Genomic DNA, 17,863 nt, shown 5'->3' with positions numbered 1-17,863 from the left:
AGCGCCAGCAGGGTCAGCCGCGCGGGGCCGTCCGCCGCCGCCGCTGCCAGCGCCAGGGCGGCTGCCGGCAGTTGCGCGAGCAGCAGGCTCGAGGCCAACGTTGGCGGGCTGACGTGGCGGGTTTCCGGAAATGCCTGTCGCCGTTCGCGGATGCGGGCGTAGAGCTGATCGGCCTCGGCGGTCTGCTCCTTGGTGGGCGCGCTGCGCACCGACATATAGCCCACCGGGCGGCTGTTTTCGCAGATCGGCGTCACATAGGCTTCCACCCAGTAGAAATGCCCTTGCTTGGTGCGGTTCTTGACCAGGCCTTTCCATGGGCGGCCGGTCTTGATGGTGGCCCAGAGGTCGGCGAAGGCTTCGGCCGGCATGTCCGGGTGGCGCACGACATTGTGCGAATGCCCGACCAGTTCGTCCTCGCTAAAGCCGCTGATGTCGATGAAGGCGCGGTTGGCGTAGGTGATCTGGCCTTTCAGGTCGGTCTTGGTGACGATGGGGCGATGGGGCAGCAAGAACACCTCGGTGCTGTCCACGGGAAGATTCTTTTTCATGGGTCCGGCTCCAGTCTTGGTCAGCGCCGCGCAACGGCGATCCGGCACGCGCCTGTGGCGGGCCGGGAGCGGAAGGCTGAAATCCCATCCGGGTCAATCTAAATGAGATTGATTAATGTCCACGCTATTTCATTGATTGCACTGAAATTTTGCGTTTACCGCCTCCAATGCAGATATAGAACAAAACTGTGCCGTCAAGCAGTCAAGTTTGATGCGAAGTTGATGTTTTCAGTGAGTTAAAGCCCGGAAAAGGCCGGGCAAAATAAGCATCTTCCTATTTCTTTTGCGATGTCCGCGTGAGGAAAATGGCGCATCCGACTTGGATGCAAGAAAAGCTATGGAACCAGCAAGTGTCAAACTGGGCGTGGGGCCCATGCGGGTATTGGTGGTGGACGATCACGATCTGCAGCGTTTCGCTCTGAAGCAGGCGCTGCGCGAGATCGGCATCGAGAGCATAGACGAGGCGCAGGATGGCCGCGCGGCCTTGGATTTGCTAGTCCAGCGCCGTTACGACCTGATGATCAGCGATCTCAATATGCCGGGCATGGACGGCGTGTTGCTGCTGCGCCACCTGGCCTTGCTGCCGCATGTTCCCCATATCGTGTTCAACAGCACCTTGTCCAAGGACATGCTGATGGGCGCCTACCGGGTGGCCTCGTTTTACAACCTGCCGGTGATAGGCAGCTTGAACAAGCCCTTGTCGATGGAGCAGCTGTGCAAGCTGTGGCAGGCGGTCGCGCGGCGGCCGGCGTGGAATTCGCAGTTGCCCGGCTTTGAGCGTAGCGAGCTGGAGCTGGCCTTGCAGCGTGGAGAGATTGTGCCCTGGTATCAGCCACAGGCCGATCCCGGTTTGCTGCGGGTGGTGGGCGTGGAGGCGCTGGCGCGGTGGAACCATCCGACGCGCGGCGTGCTGGAGCCGTCGGAGTTCCTGCCTGGCCTGGAGCATTACGGCCTGGACGAGTCCTTGTTCTTCGCCATCTTCCGCGCGGTGGTGGCGGATTACCGGCGCTGGAGCAGGCAATTGACGTTGTCGGGCCTCAAGGTGTCGATCAATCTTACCGCCGGTCAGTTCTGCAACCCCGAATTGCCGGCCAGCCTGGCGGCGGCGGTGGAAGAAATGGGGATGGCGCCGGCCTTGCTGACGCTGGAGCTGACCGAGACCCAGCGCTTGAAAAATATCTACCAAGCGCTGGAAAACGCGATCCGGCTGCGCATGGCCGGCTTTCGCGTGTCGCTGGACGATGTCGGTTCCGGCTACAACGGCTTGCAGTACTTGCGCGAGCTGCCGGTGACCGCGATCAAGATAGACCGATCGCTGGTGGCCGGCGCGGCCGAGGACGAGGTGGCCAGGGATATCCTGGAGTCCACCATCCTGCTGGCCAAGGACCGCAATATCCAGGTGGTGGCCGAAGGCGTCAGCGAGGAGGCCGACCTGCAGCTGATGGCGCGGCTGGGGGTCGATTACGTGCAGGGCTATTTGCTGGGCTGGCCGATGCCGGCGGAACGGGTGCCGGATTATCTGCGGCGGCGCGGCCAGGGTTGAGCCAAGGGTTTGGCTGCTTCTCAGCCCGGCTTGCCGTCGGAGCGTGGCCGCCAGTAGCTGGGCAGGAAGGCGCGGCCCCAGGCCGCCAGCGTCAGCAGCCAGCCCAGGGCCGCCGCGCCGTACAGCCAGCCGGACCAGACGCCGGGCAGCATCTCGGTGGCCACCCGGGTCAGCGCCAGCCAGTGCGCGGCCAGGTAGAGCCGCCACAAGCCGGTTCCGACCTGCAATGGCTGGCCGGAATGGCCCAGCGTCACCCGCGACACGAAGGCAATCATCATTGTTAGAAAGAAGCCTACGGTGACCGCGTGCAGCGCCGCCAGCGCCAGCCGCGGCGACGCCAGCCAGCCATTGAGCGCATACAGCCCGAAGCCTATCGGTAGCCAGGCGAAGGCCAGGTGCAGCATGCCCAGCAGCCGCACCCGCAGCGCGGCCACCAGCCGCCAGCGCCAGCTGACGTAGGCCAGCAGCGCGGCCATCGCCGCGTCCAGCGGCCAAGCGGGCAGGCCGAAGCCGTCCAGCAGGCCGTGGCCTAGCGAGCCGGCCAGCATCGCCGCCAGCAGCCAGCCCGGCCGCCACGGCTGGTACAGCGGCAGCGCGTTGGCGGAGAAGAAAGGCAGCATGCGGTGGCAGACGGTCAGGAATACCGGCAGCAGGAAGCCCCAGAGCGCCAGATTGCGCATCCACAGCCAGCCGCGGCCGTCCTGGAACAATAGCCAGTAGCCGCCGGCCAAGAGCGCCAGCACGCCGCAGCACAGCGCCGCCAGCACCGCGCAGGCATGGCGGCGGTCCGGCTGCGGGCTCGCCAGCAGCAGGCAGGCGAAAGTCAGCATGAGGCCGCTGAAGCCCAGCGTGTACAGCGCGTGGCCGGCCAGGGTCCAGGCCATGCCCAGCCACAGTCCGGCCAGCCATAGCAGCAGCCCGGCGACCAGCAGCGCCGGCACGCCGATGAAGATGACGCGGCCTGGCGGCTCCACGCCCAGCCAGCGCGGGCCGGCGGTAAACAGAAAGCCGGTCATGAACAGCGGGAAGAAGCCGAACAGCATCAGGAAGCCATGGGCCAGCGAGGCGGGCACGGTCAAGGCGGCGTGGACGCCGAGCAGGCGGCTGGCCAGCTCGGCGCTCCAGGCGGCCAGCAGCAGGATGGCGAACAGCATGCCGGGCAGAAAGGCGGCGCGATGCGGCGCTTGCGCCAGCATCGCCGCGGGGTGGGGGTGTTTCATCGCGGACTCGATAAGACTTGTGGGCACCTCAGTATCGCCGCGCCGAAGCCGGCGCGGACATGATTTGGATCAAGGCTTTCCGAGCCTGCCTTCCCGGCTCAGGCGCGCTGCTGCAGCAACTCCGACACGTCGCGCACCACTTGCACCACTTCCTTGGCGCCGGCGCGGATCTCGGCGATGGAGTCGCGCGCCTGCTCGGACAGCTGCAGGCTGGTGTCGGCCAGGCCGCGCACTTGCTGCATCGAGGTGATGGCGGACTTGGAATCTTCCTGGATGCTGCGCACGATGCCGGAAATCTCGCCGGTGGATTGGCTGGTGCGCTCGGCCAGCTTGCGCACTTCGTCGGCCACCACCGCGAAGCCGCGGCCCATCTCGCCGGCGCGCGCCGCCTCGATCGCCGCGTTCAAGGCCAAGAGATTGGTCTGGTCGGCGATCTCGCTGATGGTGCTGATGATGGTGCCGATCTGGCCGGAGCTGTCGCCCAGCTTGGTGATGATGACGGAGGAGCTTTCCACGCTGGATGCCACCTTGGTGATTTCGCTGGCCGCCTGTTCCAGCACCGCGCTGCCCTTGACCGATAGCTGCTCGGTATTGACCGACACTTCCACCGCGGATTGGGCGTTCTCGGCCTGGGCCTGCAGTTGCTGCACCCGGCGGCTGATGTCCTGGGCGAACTTGACCACCCGCACCGGCTTGCCGTTGAGGTCGTACACCGGGTTGTAGGTGGCTTCCAGCCAGATGGTCTGGCCGTTCTTGCTCAGGCGCTTGAACTGGCCCTGGAAGAACTTGCCCTGGCGCAGCTGGCGCCAGAACTCGGCGTAGTCCTGGCTGGCGGCGTAGTCGGCGTCGCACAGCATGCGATGGGGCTTGCCGCGGATTTCGGCCAGCGTATAGCCAAAGGTATTGAGGAAATTCTCGTTGGCATCCTGGATATTGCCGTCCAGATCGAATTCGATCTGCGCCATCGAACGGCTGATCGCCAGGCGGATCGCCTGGTCGTTCTGCTCCTGGTGTACTTGCTCGGTAATATCGGACGCCACCTTGACCACGCCGCACACCTGGCCGTTGCTGGACAGCACCGGGGTGTAGCTGGCCTCCAGCCAGATCTCCTCGCCGTTCTTGGCGTAACGGTTGAAGCGGCCGTTGACCGGCTCGCCGCGTCGCAGCTGCTGCCAGAATTCTGCATAAGCCGGGCTGCTGACATAGCTCTTGTCGCAGAAGATCCGATGCGGCTTGCCTATCACTTCATCGCGCTGGTAACCCATGGTGCGCAGGAAGTTGTCGTTGACATTGGTGACCACCCCGTCGGGGGTGAATTGTATCATCGCCATCGAGCGGTCGATGGCGGACAGCATGCCGCGCAGGCCGTCCAGTTGGCCGGTCAGCTCGTTGAGCTGCTCCTTCAGTTTTCCGGTGAAAAAGGGCATGGCTGCCTCCATTCTAATTGCGATACAGGAGTGCCAGTGGAGCACGCCAAGCTCATTTCAAACTAATACATTCCACATGATTTAAAAGGGAAATTTATTTTTGAATGAATTTCTTATTACTGGGCGGCATTGGCCATAGGCACGGATTAAGAGTGTATCCAGCTATTGCGTCAATAACATCTCGCCATTGATTGGCTGCTGATTTAAGACAAATGCAAAAGCCGGGCTTATCATGGGCGCGCAACCCACCCGTCCAACTCAATGGAGCGCGCATGAGCGATTTATCCGCCTTTCCCATCACTCGCAAATGGCCTGCGAAATATCCGGAACGTATCCAGCTGTATTCGCTGGCCACGCCCAACGGGGTCAAGGCGTCCATCATGCTGGAAGAGACCGGCCTGCCTTATGAGGCGCACCTGGTCAGCTTCGACAGCAATGATCAGTTGTCGCCGGAGTTTCTGTCGCTGAACCCCAATAACAAGATTCCCGCCATCCTCGATCCGCGCGGCCCGGGCGGCAAGCCGCTGGCCTTGTTCGAGTCCGGCGCCATTTTGCTGTATCTGGCGGAAAAGAGCGGCCAATTGCTGCCGCGCGACCCCGCCGCGCGTTATGAAACCATTCAGTGGCTGATGTTCCAGATGGGCGGCATCGGCCCGATGTTCGGCCAGCTCGGTTTTTTCCATAAATTCGCCGGCAAGGATTACGAGGACAAACGGCCGCGCGACCGTTATGTGAACGAGTCGCGCCGCTTGCTGGCGGTGCTGGACCAGCGCTTGAGCGGCCGCCAGTGGATGATGGGGGACGATTACAGCATCGCCGATATCGCCATCTTCCCCTGGGTGCGCAATCTGATCGGTTTTTACGATGCCGGCGCATTGGTGTCGATTGTGGATTTCCCGCAGGTGACGCGGGTGCTGGACGCCTTCCTGGCGCGGCCGGCGGTGCAGCGCGGGCTGACGATTCCGGCGAGATCGTAAACCGCCTGTTTCAGATGGCCTTGCCCGCGTATGAAAAAGCCCCCGTCCGGGGGCTTTTCATTTGCATAGAGCCTGTTCAAAGTCTCGCGAGCTAAGGCGAGACAAGGCGTTGCGGCTGAGAAAGCGGAATGTACGGTTGGTACATGAGCATTTCGAAGACGGTACTCACCGTGTGACGTCTCACGACGCGAAGCAGACCTTGAACAGGTTCTTAGTCCACCGGGCTGACCTCGCCCGGCTGGCTGGCGCGGGCGCGTATCACCTTGCCGGTGGCGCTGTTGCGCACGCGGATGATCTCGCCCTGGCGGCCATTGCCCAACGCCTCGCCGGCGGCGACCACTTCGATGCCGCTGTTGCGCGCGACGATGCGCACTTCCTCGCCGCGCTTGACCAGCAGGCTGGCTTCCAGCGCCTTGAGCCGCAAGGGCTGGCCCTGGCGCAGCGCGGTGCGGTTGCTCAAGCCTTCCAGCTTGGTCTTGGCGCCGACCATGTCGGCCGGGTCCAGCACCGGGCGCTCCATCCATTCGATGTCGCCGGCGTCCAGCAGGCTGCGCGCCGGGATGTCGCGCGCCGCCACCGCCACGCGGGCGCTGATTTCGGCGCGAACGATGAATTCGGCGTCCCAGCCGGCGGCGTCGCAGCGCGCCTGCAGCCGCATGCGGCTGGGCGCGCGCTCGTCCAGCGCGACGACGCGCACTGGCTCGGGGCAGGGCGGGGCGTTGAAGCCGCGTGGCGGCAAGGCCTTGACGCTGATGCGGGGCGCTTCCAAGCCGGCTTTTTCCGCTTTCTGCAGCAGCAGCGTGCGTGCGTTATGTTCCACCGCGGCGGCGGCAGGATAGGGGGCCGCCAGCGTGCGAGCGCCGGGCAGGATGAGCAGCGCGGCCAATAGCGGCGCGGTTTGATGCCAATAGGGTGTGAAAATTCCCATTACAGATGACTTGGTAATTATCCCGTATACGTGAGGGGGTGCGGTTATTAGTATCGCTTTTCAATCGAGCGGCCATTTAATGTGAATTAGATAGCCGATGTTTAAACATGGTAGAGAAGCGCATGGATCTAGGCAATGGGTCTGCACCTTGATAAAGCATTGAGCGTTCACCCGGCTGCCTTGCAGTTGCGAGCGGAGCGCACCCGCATCCTGGCGTCCAATATCGCCAACGAGAACACGCCGGGGTATCAGGCGCGGGACATCGACTTCAAAACGGCCTTGGCCGCCTCGGCGGACGACGCCGCGTTTCCGTTGGATTCGCCGTCCGGCGACTTGCAATACCGGCGGCCCAATCATCCCGCGCGCGACGGCAATACCGTCGAGTTGGGCGTGGAGCAGGCCGAGTTCGCGCAGAACGTTTCCGAATTCCAGACCAGTCTCGCCTTCCTGAACATGAAGTTTCGAGGGCTGGCCAAAGTGATAGCAGGTCAGTAAACCATGTCCTTCCGCGATATTTCCCGCATCGCCGGCTCCGCCATGACGGCGCAGACGGTGCGTCTCAACACCGTGGCCAGCAACCTGGCCAACGCCGACACCGCCGCCGGCAGCGAGCAAACGGCTTACCGTTCCCGCAAACCGGTGTTCGCCACTCAATATCGCGGCGGAGACGGTTTTGACGGCTGGCGCGGCGCCAGCGTCGGCGTGCTGGACGTGGTGCAGAACCAGGAGCCGGTGCGCAAGGCGCACGAGCCAGGCAATCCGCTGGCCGATGCCGACGGCAATGTTTTCTATTCCAATGTGAACGCGGTGGAAGAGATGACCGACATGCTGTCGGCCTCGCGCGCGTTCCAGACCAATGTGGAAGTGCTGGCCCGAGTCAAGGGCATGCAGCAGGACCTGCTGAAACTGGGAGACAACGCATGAGCGTGAACGCCGCGCAAAACGGGCAGCAGAGCCAGTCCGCCGCCTCCAATGGCTCCAATCCGGCAGTGGCGCCGGCCGCCGGCCAGAGCACCGGCATGGACGATATGTTCATGAAGCTGCTGCTGGCGCAGATCCAGAACCAGAACCCGCTGGATCCCACCGACGCCTCGCAGTTCGTCAGCCAGCTGGCGCAGATGAGCCAGATGAAGAGCTCCGTCGACATGCTCAAGCAATTGCAGGGCAATGCGCTGATGCTGCGCGAACTGCAGGGGGTGTCGCTGGGCTCGCAAGTGGGACGCCAAGTGCTGGTACAGGCCGATCAGGCGCACCTGAGCGGCAAGGACCCCTTGTCCGGCCGCGTGACCCTGTCCGGCGAAGAACAGCAGGTGTCGCTGGTGCTGACCGACGCCGGCGGCAAGGAAACCGTGATCGATCTGGGCAAGCGCCCGGCCGGCGAGTTCGATTTCAACGTCGATCCAAGCAAGCATGGCCTGGTGGAGGGCGAGTACAAACTGGAAGTGCGCGCCGCGTCCAAATCCAAGGCCGGGCTGGAAATGCTGGCCACCGTGTCCGGCGTGCGCCTGCCCATCAACGGCGGCGAACCGACGCTGACGCTGGCCGGTCTCGGCGAATTCCCCGCCTCCGCCATCACCCGTCTGCTGGGCAAAACCCAGGCCTGAAGCGCCGATTCAAGATACCTAAAACTTTGGAGCGACCATGAGTTTCGACATTGCTTTGTCCGGCATCAACGCCGTCAACAACCAACTGGGCAATATCAGTAACAACATCGCCAACACCGGCACCTACGGCTTCAAATCCAGCCGCACCAGCTTTTCCGCGGCCTACGCCGGCGCGCAGCCGATGGGGGTGGAAGTGGTCGGCCACAGTCAGAACATGGCGCGCAACGGCAATACCGTGCGTACCGGCCGTCCGCTGGACGCCGCCATCGACGGCCGCGGCTTCTTCGTCAGCCGCGACCTGAACGGCGGCATGGCCTATTCGCGCGTCGGCATCTTCACCGCCGACAAAGACGGCTACCTGGTGGATGGCTACAACCGCCGCGTGCAAGGCTACGGCAAGGCCGATGGCAATGCGCTGGGCGCCTTCGGCGACATCAAGATCCCCAACGGCAACATCCCGGCCAAGGCCAGCGACAAGCTGCAATACGTCGGCAATATGTCGGCGGGCTGGAGCGTGCAGACCATGCCGTTCGACAAGGCGCAGAACACCTTCAACAGCTCGGCGGTGTCCACGGTTTACGACTCCCTGGGCAATAAGCACAACCTGACCCAGTATTTCTGCAAGACCGGTTCGGGCGCCATCACCGTTCACTACACGCTGGACGGCGCGGATTTGGCCACCACCGCCACCTTGAATTTCGACACCGATGGCAAGCTGACCAGCCCCACCGCGCCGGTGGCGCTGAATCTGGGTACCCCGGCCGGCGCCTCCGCGCTGTCTGTGAACCTGGACTACACCGGCACCACTCAGTTCGCCGGCGAAAGCAGCCAGACCCTGAACGCCAGCAATGGCTACCCGTCCGGTTCGATGACCGGCACCAGCCTGAACGACAACGGCGATGTGGTGGCGGCTTACAGCAATGGCCAGAAGCAGGTGGTGGGCACCTTGGCCATCGCCAACTTCCCCAACGAATCCGCGCTGCAAGCGACCTCGCAAACCAGCTGGGTGGAAACCGCAGGTTCCGGCACCGCGGTGTATTCGCGTCCGGGCGCCGGCCTGTCCGGCAATCTGCTGGCCTTCACCCTGGAACAGTCCAATGTGGACATGACTTCGGAACTGGTGGACCTGATGACCGCGCAGCGCAATTACCAGGCCAACACCAAGGTGATTTCCACCGAAAACCAGACCATCCAGGCGTTGATGCAGGCGGTCTAAGGCGGGGCACGAATAAATGGACGCACTGATCTACACCGCGATGAGCGGCGCCGACCGCATGCTCAAGGCGCAGCAGATTCATGCCAACAATATCGCCAACGCCGAAACCGGCGGCTTCCGCGCCGACATCGGCGTCAGCACCAGCCAGGCGGTGCCGGGCTACGGCTATGACGCGCGCCACCTGAGCCAGAACGGCGCCAACGCGGTGGACATGCGCAGCGGCGCGGTGGTGCAAACCGGCCGCGACCTGGACGTGGCGGTGCAGGGCGACGGCTTCCTCGCGGTGCAAGGAGCGGACGGCAAGGAGGTCTACACCCGCGCCGGCAATATGGTGGCGGATGTGGACGGCAAGCTGAGCATCAACGGCCGTCCGGTGCTGGGCGACGGCGGTCAGATCACCGTGCCGCCCGACTACGTCAAGCTGCACATCGGCAGCGATGGCGTGATCTCGGTGCTGGCCGCTGGCGAAAGCGAAATGCAGCCGATAGACAAGCTCAAGCTGGTCAAGCCGCAGCCGCAGGACATCGCCAAGGACGTCAACGGCCTGGTGATCAGCCGCCAGGGCGGCGCGCTGGCAGCAGACGACACCGTCAAGGTGCAGGGTGAGCACCTGGAGCGCAGCAATGTGTCGGCGGTGGAAGAAATGGTGGCCACCATGACGCTGAACCGCAACTTTGAAATGCAGATGCGTTTGTTCAACTCCGCCAGCGACATGGTGGAGGCGGGCAACCGCCTGGTGCGCGCCTGATCCGGCATTCCAATAACAGCGCCGCGGCCAAGGTCGACGGCGCAAACCATCGGGGAATCGAAACATGAATCCAGCTTTGTGGGTGAGCAAGACCGGCATCCAGGCGCAGGACGCGCGCCTGACCTCCATCGCCAACAACCTCGCCAACGTCAACACCGTCGGCTTCAAGCGCGACCGCATGGTGTTCGAGGACCTGTTCTACCAGGTGGATCGTCAGCCGGGCGGCAAGACCGACCAGGACAATACCGCGCCCTTGGGCGTGCAGTTGGGCAACGGCACCCGGCTGGTGGGCACCCAGAAGGTGTTCACCCCCGGCCCGCTGACCACCACCAATCAGTCGCTGGACGTGGCCATCGTCGGTCAGGGCTTTTTGCAGGTGAAGATGAGCAACGGCGAAACCGGCTATACCCGCGCCGGCCAGCTGCAGCGCAACGATCAGGGCGCCATCGTCACCCCGCAAGGCCTGCCGCTGGAACCGTCCATCACCATTCCGGGCGATGCGTCCTCGGTGACCATCAGCGAAACCGGTACCGTCAGCTATACCCGCGGCAGCAGCAGCACGCTGGAAACCGCTGGCCAGATCGAGCTGGCCAGCTTCGTCAACCCGGCCGGCCTGCTGGCGCTGGGCGACAATCTGTTCCAGAAAACCGCCGCCAGCGGCGATGCCACCGCCGACGCGCCGGGCTCCGGCTCCTTGGGCAAGCTGAAGCAGGGCGCGCTGGAAGGCTCCAACGTCCAGGTGGTGGAAGAGATGGTGGACATGATCGCCGCGCAGCGCACCTATGAGATGAACACCAAGGTGCTGAGCGCCGCCGACAATATGATGCAGTACCTGGCGCAGTCGGCGCGATGAAACTGCTGGCCCTGATGCTGTCCGCCTTGCTGTTGGCCGGCTGCGCGCAGCCGATTCCACCGCAGACCACGCAGGAATTCGCGCTGCCGGAATTGCTGCAGCAGCCGCAGCGCGGCAAGGGCGGCGGCGTGTTCACCGTCGCCGGCGCGCAATCGCTGACCTCGGACAGCCGCGCCTTCCGTCCCGGCGACGTGCTGACCGTGGTGCTGGAAGAAACCACCCAGGCCAGCAAGAAGGCCGGCACCAGTTTCGGCAAGAAATCCGGCGCCAGCGTGGCGCCGTCGCTGCTGGGCAATACCACCTTCCGCGCGCAAGTGGGCGTGGACGCCAGCCGCGATTTCAACGGTTCCTCCACCTCCACCCAGCAGAACATGCTGTCCGGCGCGCTGACCGTGGTGGTGCACAAGGTGCTGGGCAACGGCCTGCTGGAAGTGAAGGGCGAAAAGCAGCTGGTGCTGAACCAGGGCGAGGAATTCCTGCGCCTGGCCGGCTATGTGCGGGTGGAAGACATCGACACCGACAACCGCGTGTCCTCGCTGCGCATCGCCAACGCGCGCATCGGCTACTCCGGTCGCGGGGCCTTGTCGGACGCCAACGAACCCGGCTGGCTGATGAAGTTCTTCGCCAGCCCGCTGATGCCGTTCTGAACGGCGGGCGGCGGGGAGTTCGGGCGGGACAACAGGCGGGCGCTGACGGGCGTCCGCCGTTCGCGTATGCGGCCTTCGGGGCGCGCATGCGCAATCACAGAATCATTCAGGGCGGATCATGCACGGTTTTATCAAGCAAATGACGGGATGGGCGCTGCTGTTGGCGGCAACGCTGGCGACGGCGCAGCCCTTGCGCAATCTGGTGACGGTGGAGGGCATCCGCGAAAACCAGTTGATCGGCTACGGCATCGTGGTGGGCCTGGACGGCACCGGCGACAACTCCCAGGTCAAATTCTCCGGCCAGTCGGTGGCCAATATGCTCAAGCAGTTCGGCCTGAAAATGCCGGAGCGCACCGACACCAAGGTCAAGAACGTGGCGGCGGTGATGGTCAGCGCCAGCCTGCCGCCGGGTTACGGCCGAGGCCAGACCATAGACGTCACCGTGTCCTCGCTGGGCGACGCCAAGAGCCTGCGTGGCGGCACCTTGCTGCTGACCCAGTTGAAGGCGGCCAACGGTGAAATCTACGCGCTGGCCCAGGGCAATGTGGTGGTGGGCGGCGTTTCCGCCCAGGGCAAGAGCGGCTCCAGCGTCACCGTCAACACCCCCACCTCCGGTCGCGTGCCCAATGGCGCGTCCATCGAGCGCGAAATCCCCAGCGACTTCGAAGAAGGCGACAGCGTACGCCTCAGCCTGCGCCGGCCCAATTTCGAAACCGCCACCAATATCGTCAAGGCCATCAACGCCAGCTTTGGCCGCGTGGCCAGCACTCGCAACGCCACCACCATCCAGGTGCGCGCGCCGCTGGATCCCACCGAGCGCGTCGCCTTCGTCGCGCGGCTGGAAAAGGTCAATGTCGGCGTCGGCAGCGAAGTGCCGCGCGTGGTGTTCAACTCGCGCACCGGCACCGTGGTGATCAGCCAGGGCGTCACCGTGCGCCCGGCGGCGGTGTCGCACGGCAGCCTGCGCGTGGTGATCTCGGAAAACCCCAGCGTCAGCCAACCCGGCCCGTTCAGCAACGGCCAGACCACCACGGTGCCTAATTCCACCGTCAACGTGGATCAGGGCTCCGGCCGCATGTTCAAGTGGCCGGCCGGCGCCAGCCTGCGCGCCATCATCGACACCGTGAACAGCACCGGCGCCACGCCGGACGACATCATGGCGATACTGCAGGCGCTGGATCAGGCCGGCGCGATCGACGGCGAACTGGTGGTGATCTGATGGAAAGCAAAAACATACAAGCAGCGCTGGCGATGCCGGCCGACGCCAAGGACGAGCCGGCGGTGCAGCCGGCCTCGCCGGAATACCGCCGCAAGGCCGGCGCCGCGGCGGAGCAGTTCGAGGCCCAATTCGTGCGCGAGATGTTCAAGCAGATCCGCAAGACCACGCGCGAGATCGCCGGCGAGGACAGCATCTTCGCCAACTCCATCAATGGCGACATGATGGATTTCGCCGACGGCGCGGTGGCGGACCAACTGGCCAAGCAACGGGTGTTCGGCGTCGCCAACGCCATCCTGCGCCAGCTGTTGCCGGAAGAGGGTGGCAATATTCACCTTAAGAACGGCGGCGCGCCGGTCGCAAGCGATAAGCAGAACCCCGGCTCGCTGCCGGATGCGCAGGGCCTGGCCGCTTTCGCTCCGCCGCTGCTGCCGCTGAATAAAAGGTAAGAATCGCCATGCGCATGATAGACAACGCGCTGACCGGCGCCGTCGCCTCCCAGGCCGCGCTGAACGCCGTCAGCCAGAACATCGCCAACCAGATGACCCCCGGCTACTCGCGCCAGGGCGTGGTGTTGACCGCGCTGATGCCCGGCAGCGGCGACCCGTACAGCGCCGGCTCCGGCGTGGTGGTCAACGCGGTGCGCCGCTTCAACGACGACTTCAAGAACCTGCAGCTGTGGCAGGCGGCGTCCAGCCAGGGCGAACTGGTGGCGCAGAATCCTTACTTCGGTCAGTTGGAGCAAGTGATGGGCCGCGACGGCAGCAGCCTGTCAGCCGGCTTCGACCAGTTCTTCCAGGCGCTTAGCGCCGCCAGCCTGTCCGGCGATGCGATGCGCGACCCGGTGATCCGCAGCGCGGAAGCGCTGGCGCAGCGCTTCAACAACCTGGACAAGGTGTTCGGCTCGCAACTGGCCGCCATCGCCGAGCAACGCTCCGCCACCGTCACCCAGATCAATAGCTCGGTGGCCAATATCGCCGACCTCAACGCCAAGATCGCCGCCGGCAAGGCCATAGACACCAATACCTCAGGCCTGGAAGACGAGCGCGACCGCCAGATAGACTCGCTGTCGGCCCTGGTGGAAGTGCGCGTGGTGTCGCAGCCGGACGGCAGCAAGAACGTCAGCCTCAAGAGCGGCCTGCCGCTGGTGGCCGACACCCAGGCGGCCACGCTGAGCAATACCAGCCAGCCGGATGGCAGCCAAGTGCTGACGCTGAATTTCTCCAAGGACAAATACACCCTGGCCGGCGACGGCCTGGGCGGCCAGCTGGGCGGCCTCAATCAATACGAAATCCAGACCGTGCGCCCGATGCGCGCTCAGGTGAAAACCCTGGCCAGCGAAATGGCGCAGCGCGTCAACGACCAACTGGCCAAGGGCTATGACAATAACGGTCAGCCGGGCAAGCCGCTGTTCGTTTACGACGCCTCCGGCGTCAACGGCATCCTGAAAACCAGCGGCATCACCTCGGCTGAACTGGGCTTCTCCGGCGATCCGGCCAAGCCCGGCGACAACAGCAATTTGCTGGCGGTGATCGGCCTGCAGCAGCAAAAGATCACCATGCCCGGCGTTGGCGCCGTCACCATAGGCGATGCTTACTCGCAAATGGTGGGCAAGCTGGCGGTCAGCAGCAAACAGAACAAATCCGGCCTGGAAAGCGCCAAGGTGATCCGCGCCGAGGCGGAAAAGAGCTGGCACAACACCAGTGGCGTCAATCGCGATGAAGAGGCGATGGACCTGCTGGAGTTCCAGAAAATGTATCAGGCCAATATGAAGGTGATCAGCGTGGCGAACCAGCTGTTCGAAAGCACCTTGTCCATCTTGTAAGGAAGACAGCATGCGCGTTTCCAGCAATCAATACCTGTCCACCATGCAGTTGGCGATGCAGACCAGCAACTCCGCCCTGGCCGAGATGCTGCAGCGCATGTCCAGCGGCGATCGGCTGCTGGCGCCGTCGGACGACCCCATCGCCAGCGTGCGCCTGCTGCGCCTGCAGCGCGAAGAAGCGGCGCTGGACCAGTATCAGCAGAACATCGGCGCGCTCAGTTCCACGCTGTCCAAGAACGAGTCGATACTCGACAGCATCAGCCTGGACATCCGCGACGCCAAGGACCTGTTGACCGCCGCCGCCAACAACCCGCCGGTGGACGATCTCAAGGCAATGGCGACGCCGCTGCGCAGCCTGCGCGAAAGCCTGTTTTACTCCGCCAACACCAAGGACGCCGAGGGTCGCTACATGTTCTCCGGCTCCAAGCCCGCGGTGGCGGCCATCGCCTACGACGCCGCCCAGCCGGCGGGCAGCCGCTACAGCTTCGCTGGCAATACCGACAAGCAGCAAGTGGTGGTGGGCGAGGGCATCACCCAGGATTCCAATGTCACGTTGGAAAACATGGCCGAGATCCTGAACCAGTTGGACAAGACCATAGGCCGGCTGGAAGACCCGGCGCTGGACAATAAGGATCCGACCGTGGCCGCCGACATTCGCAGCGCGATGAACGCCAGCGACAAGGCGTTGGAAGGCATCTCCAGCAAGATCGCCCAACTGGGCGGCACGCAGAACATCATGAAAACGCTGACTCTCAATCACGACAATGTCAGCCTTTCCAATAAACAGACCATGACCAAGTTGGGCAGCCTTGATTACGCCGATGCCTTCATTCAGTTGGGCGGCTACACCATGGCGCTGCAAGCCAGTCAAAAGGCCTATGGTCGTGTCAGCCAGTTGTCCTTGTTTGACGTGATCTGATCGAGCCTGGCATGAACACACCGATTTCCTCCGTCAACGTCAAGCAAAGCGGCAAGCGCTGGGGCAAGGACGCCGGCGCGGTCGCCGCCGCCGCCACGATCGAGCGCACGCCGGCGCCGCAAGCGCAGCCGGCCGCGCAAGTGCGCGGCGCGCCGACCTCGGGCTGGCGCTATAGCGCCCAGCTCAATGAGCAACTGACCTCGGCGCAGCAAGCGCTGTCCTTTGTCGACGGCCTGTTGGGTCAGCTCGAAGGCGTCAAGTCCGGCCTCAGCCGGGAACTGACTCAGCGTCAGCTCAATCAGGGCGAGCTGCAACGCCAACTGGAACAATTCAACGCACAGTGGCGCCAGCGCCAGGCGGCCAGCGGCGGCAGCCTGGATGGCCAGTTGCGCTTCCATCTGGCCGGCGATTCGCGCCAGGGCTTCACCGTCAAAGGACTGGAGCTGGCTGCGCTGGCCGGCGGCCAGGCCGAAACCCTGGTGTTTTCCACCGGCGAATCCGGCGCGGCGCCAGCCTCGGTGCAAGTGGGGGGCGGCGTGGGGGAGGAGGAAGTCCTGCGTCGCTTCAATCGCGCCCTGGCCGGCGGCGGCGTGCGCGCCGAAGTCAATGAAGACGGCCAGTTGGCATTCAGCGTGCCGGAAGCGCAATGGGCCGCCTTGAATGAGCGCATGACCGTGCGCGGCGGCGGCGTCCGCTTTCCCGGCGGCGTGCCGCAGCGCCTGAAGCTGCAGCCGGAGGCGGAAGCCTTCCAGCCCGAGCGCTGGAAAGTCGACGATCACGCCCAGGTGCGTCAGGCCTTGCAGAATGTGGTGCGCTCCATCGGTCAATTGCATCAGACCCGCGCCGCGATCAATAGCGCGATCGCCGAAGCGCAGCACTCCATCGAGCAACTGTCGCATATGAATGAGCAGAGCTGGGCCAGCCAGTTCGTATCCGACTTCAATGCCCGGCTCAACCAGCCGGATAGCTATCGCAACTTCTATGAACTGGTGCCGGCGCTGATCGGCGTCAGCCGTTACCGGGTGCTGTCGCTGCTGTCGCTCAGCTAGACACGGTGCCAGCGGCCAGCATTGAATGGACTCCAGGGCGTCGATGATCTTTGGCTTCATTGACGCCAGTCCGCGATCTTCACACAATCAGCCATTCCCATCTCAAGAACGGCTTGGCGATTCATGACTACCAGCGGCAACAAGCCGGCCCGACGCGTGGAAGTTGGCGGCCGCAGCGTGTACCTCCACAGCGTGCCGCGCCACTCGCTGCACGACCTCTATCATTTCTGCATGACCATCAGCTGGCCGCGCTTCTATCTATTCATCGCCGCCGCCTTCATTGCATTGAATCTATTGTTCGCCGGGCTCTACCAGGCACAGGCCGGCGGCATTGCCAACCAGTACCCGCAGGGTTTTCTCGGAGCCTTCTTCTTTAGCGTCGAAACCCTGGCCACCGTCGGCTACGGCGATATGCATCCGCAAAGCCTGTATACCCATTGGATCTCGATGCTGGAAATCTTCATCGGCATGATGAGCATCGCGCTGATCACCGGCGTCAGCTTCGCCCGCTTCTCGCGGCCGCGGGCGCGCATCGTGTTCACCCATAGCCCGGTGGTGCGCATGCTGAACGGCGAGCCGGCGTTGATGCTGCGCGCCGCCAACGCCAGGAACAATGTGATCATCGACGCCAGCGCCCGACTGCGGCTGTTGCAGGATGAGGTCAGCGCCGAGGGCGTGAGCTTCCGCAAGCTGCACGACCTGGCCTTGGTGCGCGAGCAGCATCCGATGTTCGTATTGGGCTGGACCCTGGTGCACAAGCTTGACGAGGCTAGTCCCTTATATGAAAGAGACGCCGAGTCGCTGGCGGCCGTCCGCGCGCAGCTTATCCTGTCCATCAACGGCATAGACGAAACCACCGTGCAGCCTATGGTGGCGCGCCATACCTTCTCGCACCAGGACATACGCTGGAACCATGCTTTCGCCGACCTGATCTATACCGATGCCGAAGAGAACGACCATGTCGACTACCAGAAACTGCAGGAAGTGAGGCCGCTGTCGCCGGATTCCGGCCGGTTTGGTGAAGACTGAGCGTGTGTCGTTGCCGGTAGTGTTATTGAGATTCAAAGGCTTAGTCGAATTCAGTGATTTTTTGTGGTGAAAGGTGTTGACGGGTGTGGGGTGGTGACGTATAGTTCGCCTCCT

The 17,863-nt window shown here is 63.8% G+C and carries 19 protein-coding genes; 15 read left to right on the top strand and 4 right to left on the bottom strand.

The features are described from left to right. A partial coding sequence (locus tag LQT98_RS19255) for a PAS domain-containing protein (protein ID WP_231464408.1) occupies window positions 1-548 on the bottom strand: 548 nt, incomplete at its 3' end. Between the two features lie 337 nt (window positions 549-885). On the opposite strand from LQT98_RS19255, the gene LQT98_RS19250 reads away from it, so the two are divergent. Beyond that, window positions 886-2,091 carry an EAL domain-containing response regulator gene (locus LQT98_RS19250; protein WP_082151164.1) on the top strand — a complete coding sequence of 402 codons (1,206 nt, stop codon included), beginning with the start codon at window positions 886-888 and terminating at the stop codon, window positions 2,089-2,091. 20 nt (window positions 2,092-2,111) lie between these two features. Here the strand turns inward: LQT98_RS19250 and LQT98_RS19245 are convergent, their stop codons facing one another. Then, window positions 2,112-3,311 carry an NnrS family protein gene (locus LQT98_RS19245; RefSeq protein ID WP_231464405.1) on the bottom strand — a complete coding sequence of 400 codons (1,200 nt, stop codon included), beginning with the start codon at window positions 3,309-3,311 and terminating at the stop codon, window positions 2,112-2,114. Window positions 3,312-3,409: 98 nt separating this feature from the next. Further along, entirely contained in the window at window positions 3,410-4,738 is a 1,329-nt protein-coding gene (locus tag LQT98_RS19240; protein WP_231464403.1) for a methyl-accepting chemotaxis protein, read from the bottom strand. 272 nt (window positions 4,739-5,010) lie between these two features. Between LQT98_RS19240 and LQT98_RS19235 the strand changes: the two genes are divergently transcribed. Continuing rightward, the gene (locus LQT98_RS19235) at window positions 5,011-5,715 is read left to right on the top strand and encodes a glutathione S-transferase N-terminal domain-containing protein (protein ID WP_231464401.1); all 705 of its coding nucleotides are present in this window, start codon (window positions 5,011-5,013) and stop codon (window positions 5,713-5,715) included. 211 nt (window positions 5,716-5,926) lie between these two features. Here the strand turns inward: LQT98_RS19235 and flgA are convergent, their stop codons facing one another. After that, window positions 5,927-6,643 carry a flagellar basal body P-ring formation chaperone FlgA gene (flgA, locus tag LQT98_RS19230; RefSeq protein ID WP_231464399.1) on the bottom strand — a complete coding sequence of 239 codons (717 nt, stop codon included), beginning with the start codon at window positions 6,641-6,643 and terminating at the stop codon, window positions 5,927-5,929. Between the two features lie 135 nt (window positions 6,644-6,778). On the opposite strand from flgA, the gene flgB reads away from it, so the two are divergent. The 13 genes from flgB to LQT98_RS19165 all read left to right on the top strand — a co-directional run bounded on the left by flgB (window position 6,779) and on the right by LQT98_RS19165 (window position 17,749). Further along, entirely contained in the window at window positions 6,779-7,138 is a 360-nt protein-coding gene (gene flgB, locus LQT98_RS19225; protein ID WP_048411428.1) for a flagellar basal body rod protein FlgB, read from the top strand. A gap of 3 nt (window positions 7,139-7,141) precedes the next feature. Further along, entirely contained in the window at window positions 7,142-7,567 is a 426-nt protein-coding gene (gene flgC / locus LQT98_RS19220) for a flagellar basal body rod protein FlgC (protein ID WP_231464397.1), read from the top strand. Continuing rightward, on the top strand, window positions 7,564-8,247 hold the full coding sequence (locus LQT98_RS19215; protein ID WP_231464394.1) for a flagellar hook capping FlgD N-terminal domain-containing protein: 684 nt from the start codon (window positions 7,564-7,566) through the stop codon (window positions 8,245-8,247). The genes flgC and LQT98_RS19215 overlap by 4 nt, the downstream gene beginning before the upstream one ends. Before the next feature lie 37 nt (window positions 8,248-8,284). Further along, window positions 8,285-9,463, top strand: coding sequence for a flagellar hook protein FlgE (locus LQT98_RS19210; RefSeq protein WP_048411431.1), 1,179 nt, complete (start codon window positions 8,285-8,287; stop codon window positions 9,461-9,463). 16 nt (window positions 9,464-9,479) lie between these two features. Beyond that, window positions 9,480-10,211, top strand: coding sequence for a flagellar basal body rod protein FlgF (locus tag LQT98_RS19205; RefSeq protein ID WP_231464392.1), 732 nt, complete (start codon window positions 9,480-9,482; stop codon window positions 10,209-10,211). A gap of 64 nt (window positions 10,212-10,275) precedes the next feature. Further along, on the top strand, window positions 10,276-11,064 hold the full coding sequence (gene flgG / locus LQT98_RS19200) for a flagellar basal-body rod protein FlgG (RefSeq protein WP_231464390.1): 789 nt from the start codon (window positions 10,276-10,278) through the stop codon (window positions 11,062-11,064). After that, a complete protein-coding gene (gene flgH / locus LQT98_RS19195) occupies window positions 11,061-11,711 on the top strand; it encodes a flagellar basal body L-ring protein FlgH (RefSeq protein WP_048411434.1) in 651 nt (216 codons plus the stop codon). The genes flgG and flgH overlap by 4 nt, the downstream gene beginning before the upstream one ends. A gap of 118 nt (window positions 11,712-11,829) precedes the next feature. Then, window positions 11,830-12,930: a flagellar basal body P-ring protein FlgI gene (locus LQT98_RS19190; RefSeq protein WP_156183971.1), complete on the top strand. Its 1,101-nt coding sequence runs from the start codon at window positions 11,830-11,832 to the stop codon at window positions 12,928-12,930. Continuing rightward, entirely contained in the window at window positions 12,930-13,376 is a 447-nt protein-coding gene (locus LQT98_RS19185; RefSeq protein WP_048411436.1) for a hypothetical protein, read from the top strand. The genes LQT98_RS19190 and LQT98_RS19185 overlap by 1 nt, the downstream gene beginning before the upstream one ends. A gap of 8 nt (window positions 13,377-13,384) precedes the next feature. Further along, window positions 13,385-14,752 carry a flagellar hook-associated protein FlgK gene (gene flgK / locus LQT98_RS19180; RefSeq protein WP_048411437.1) on the top strand — a complete coding sequence of 456 codons (1,368 nt, stop codon included), beginning with the start codon at window positions 13,385-13,387 and terminating at the stop codon, window positions 14,750-14,752. A 10-nt stretch (window positions 14,753-14,762) separates the two neighbouring features. Further along, window positions 14,763-15,671, top strand: coding sequence for a flagellar hook-associated protein FlgL (flgL, locus tag LQT98_RS19175; protein WP_048411438.1), 909 nt, complete (start codon window positions 14,763-14,765; stop codon window positions 15,669-15,671). A gap of 11 nt (window positions 15,672-15,682) precedes the next feature. Then, window positions 15,683-16,720 carry a hypothetical protein gene (locus LQT98_RS19170; RefSeq protein WP_231464388.1) on the top strand — a complete coding sequence of 346 codons (1,038 nt, stop codon included), beginning with the start codon at window positions 15,683-15,685 and terminating at the stop codon, window positions 16,718-16,720. 123 nt (window positions 16,721-16,843) lie between these two features. Continuing rightward, complete coding sequence (locus tag LQT98_RS19165; protein WP_048411440.1) at window positions 16,844-17,749, top strand: ion channel; 906 nt, start codon at window positions 16,844-16,846, stop codon at window positions 17,747-17,749. The last annotated feature ends 114 nt before the right edge of the window (window positions 17,750-17,863 follow it).

It is taken from the genome of Chromobacterium aquaticum (assembly GCF_021129195.1).
Lineage (GTDB): Bacteria > Pseudomonadota > Gammaproteobacteria > Burkholderiales > Chromobacteriaceae > Chromobacterium > Chromobacterium aquaticum.
This window is presented reverse-complemented; position numbering and strand designations above follow the sequence as displayed.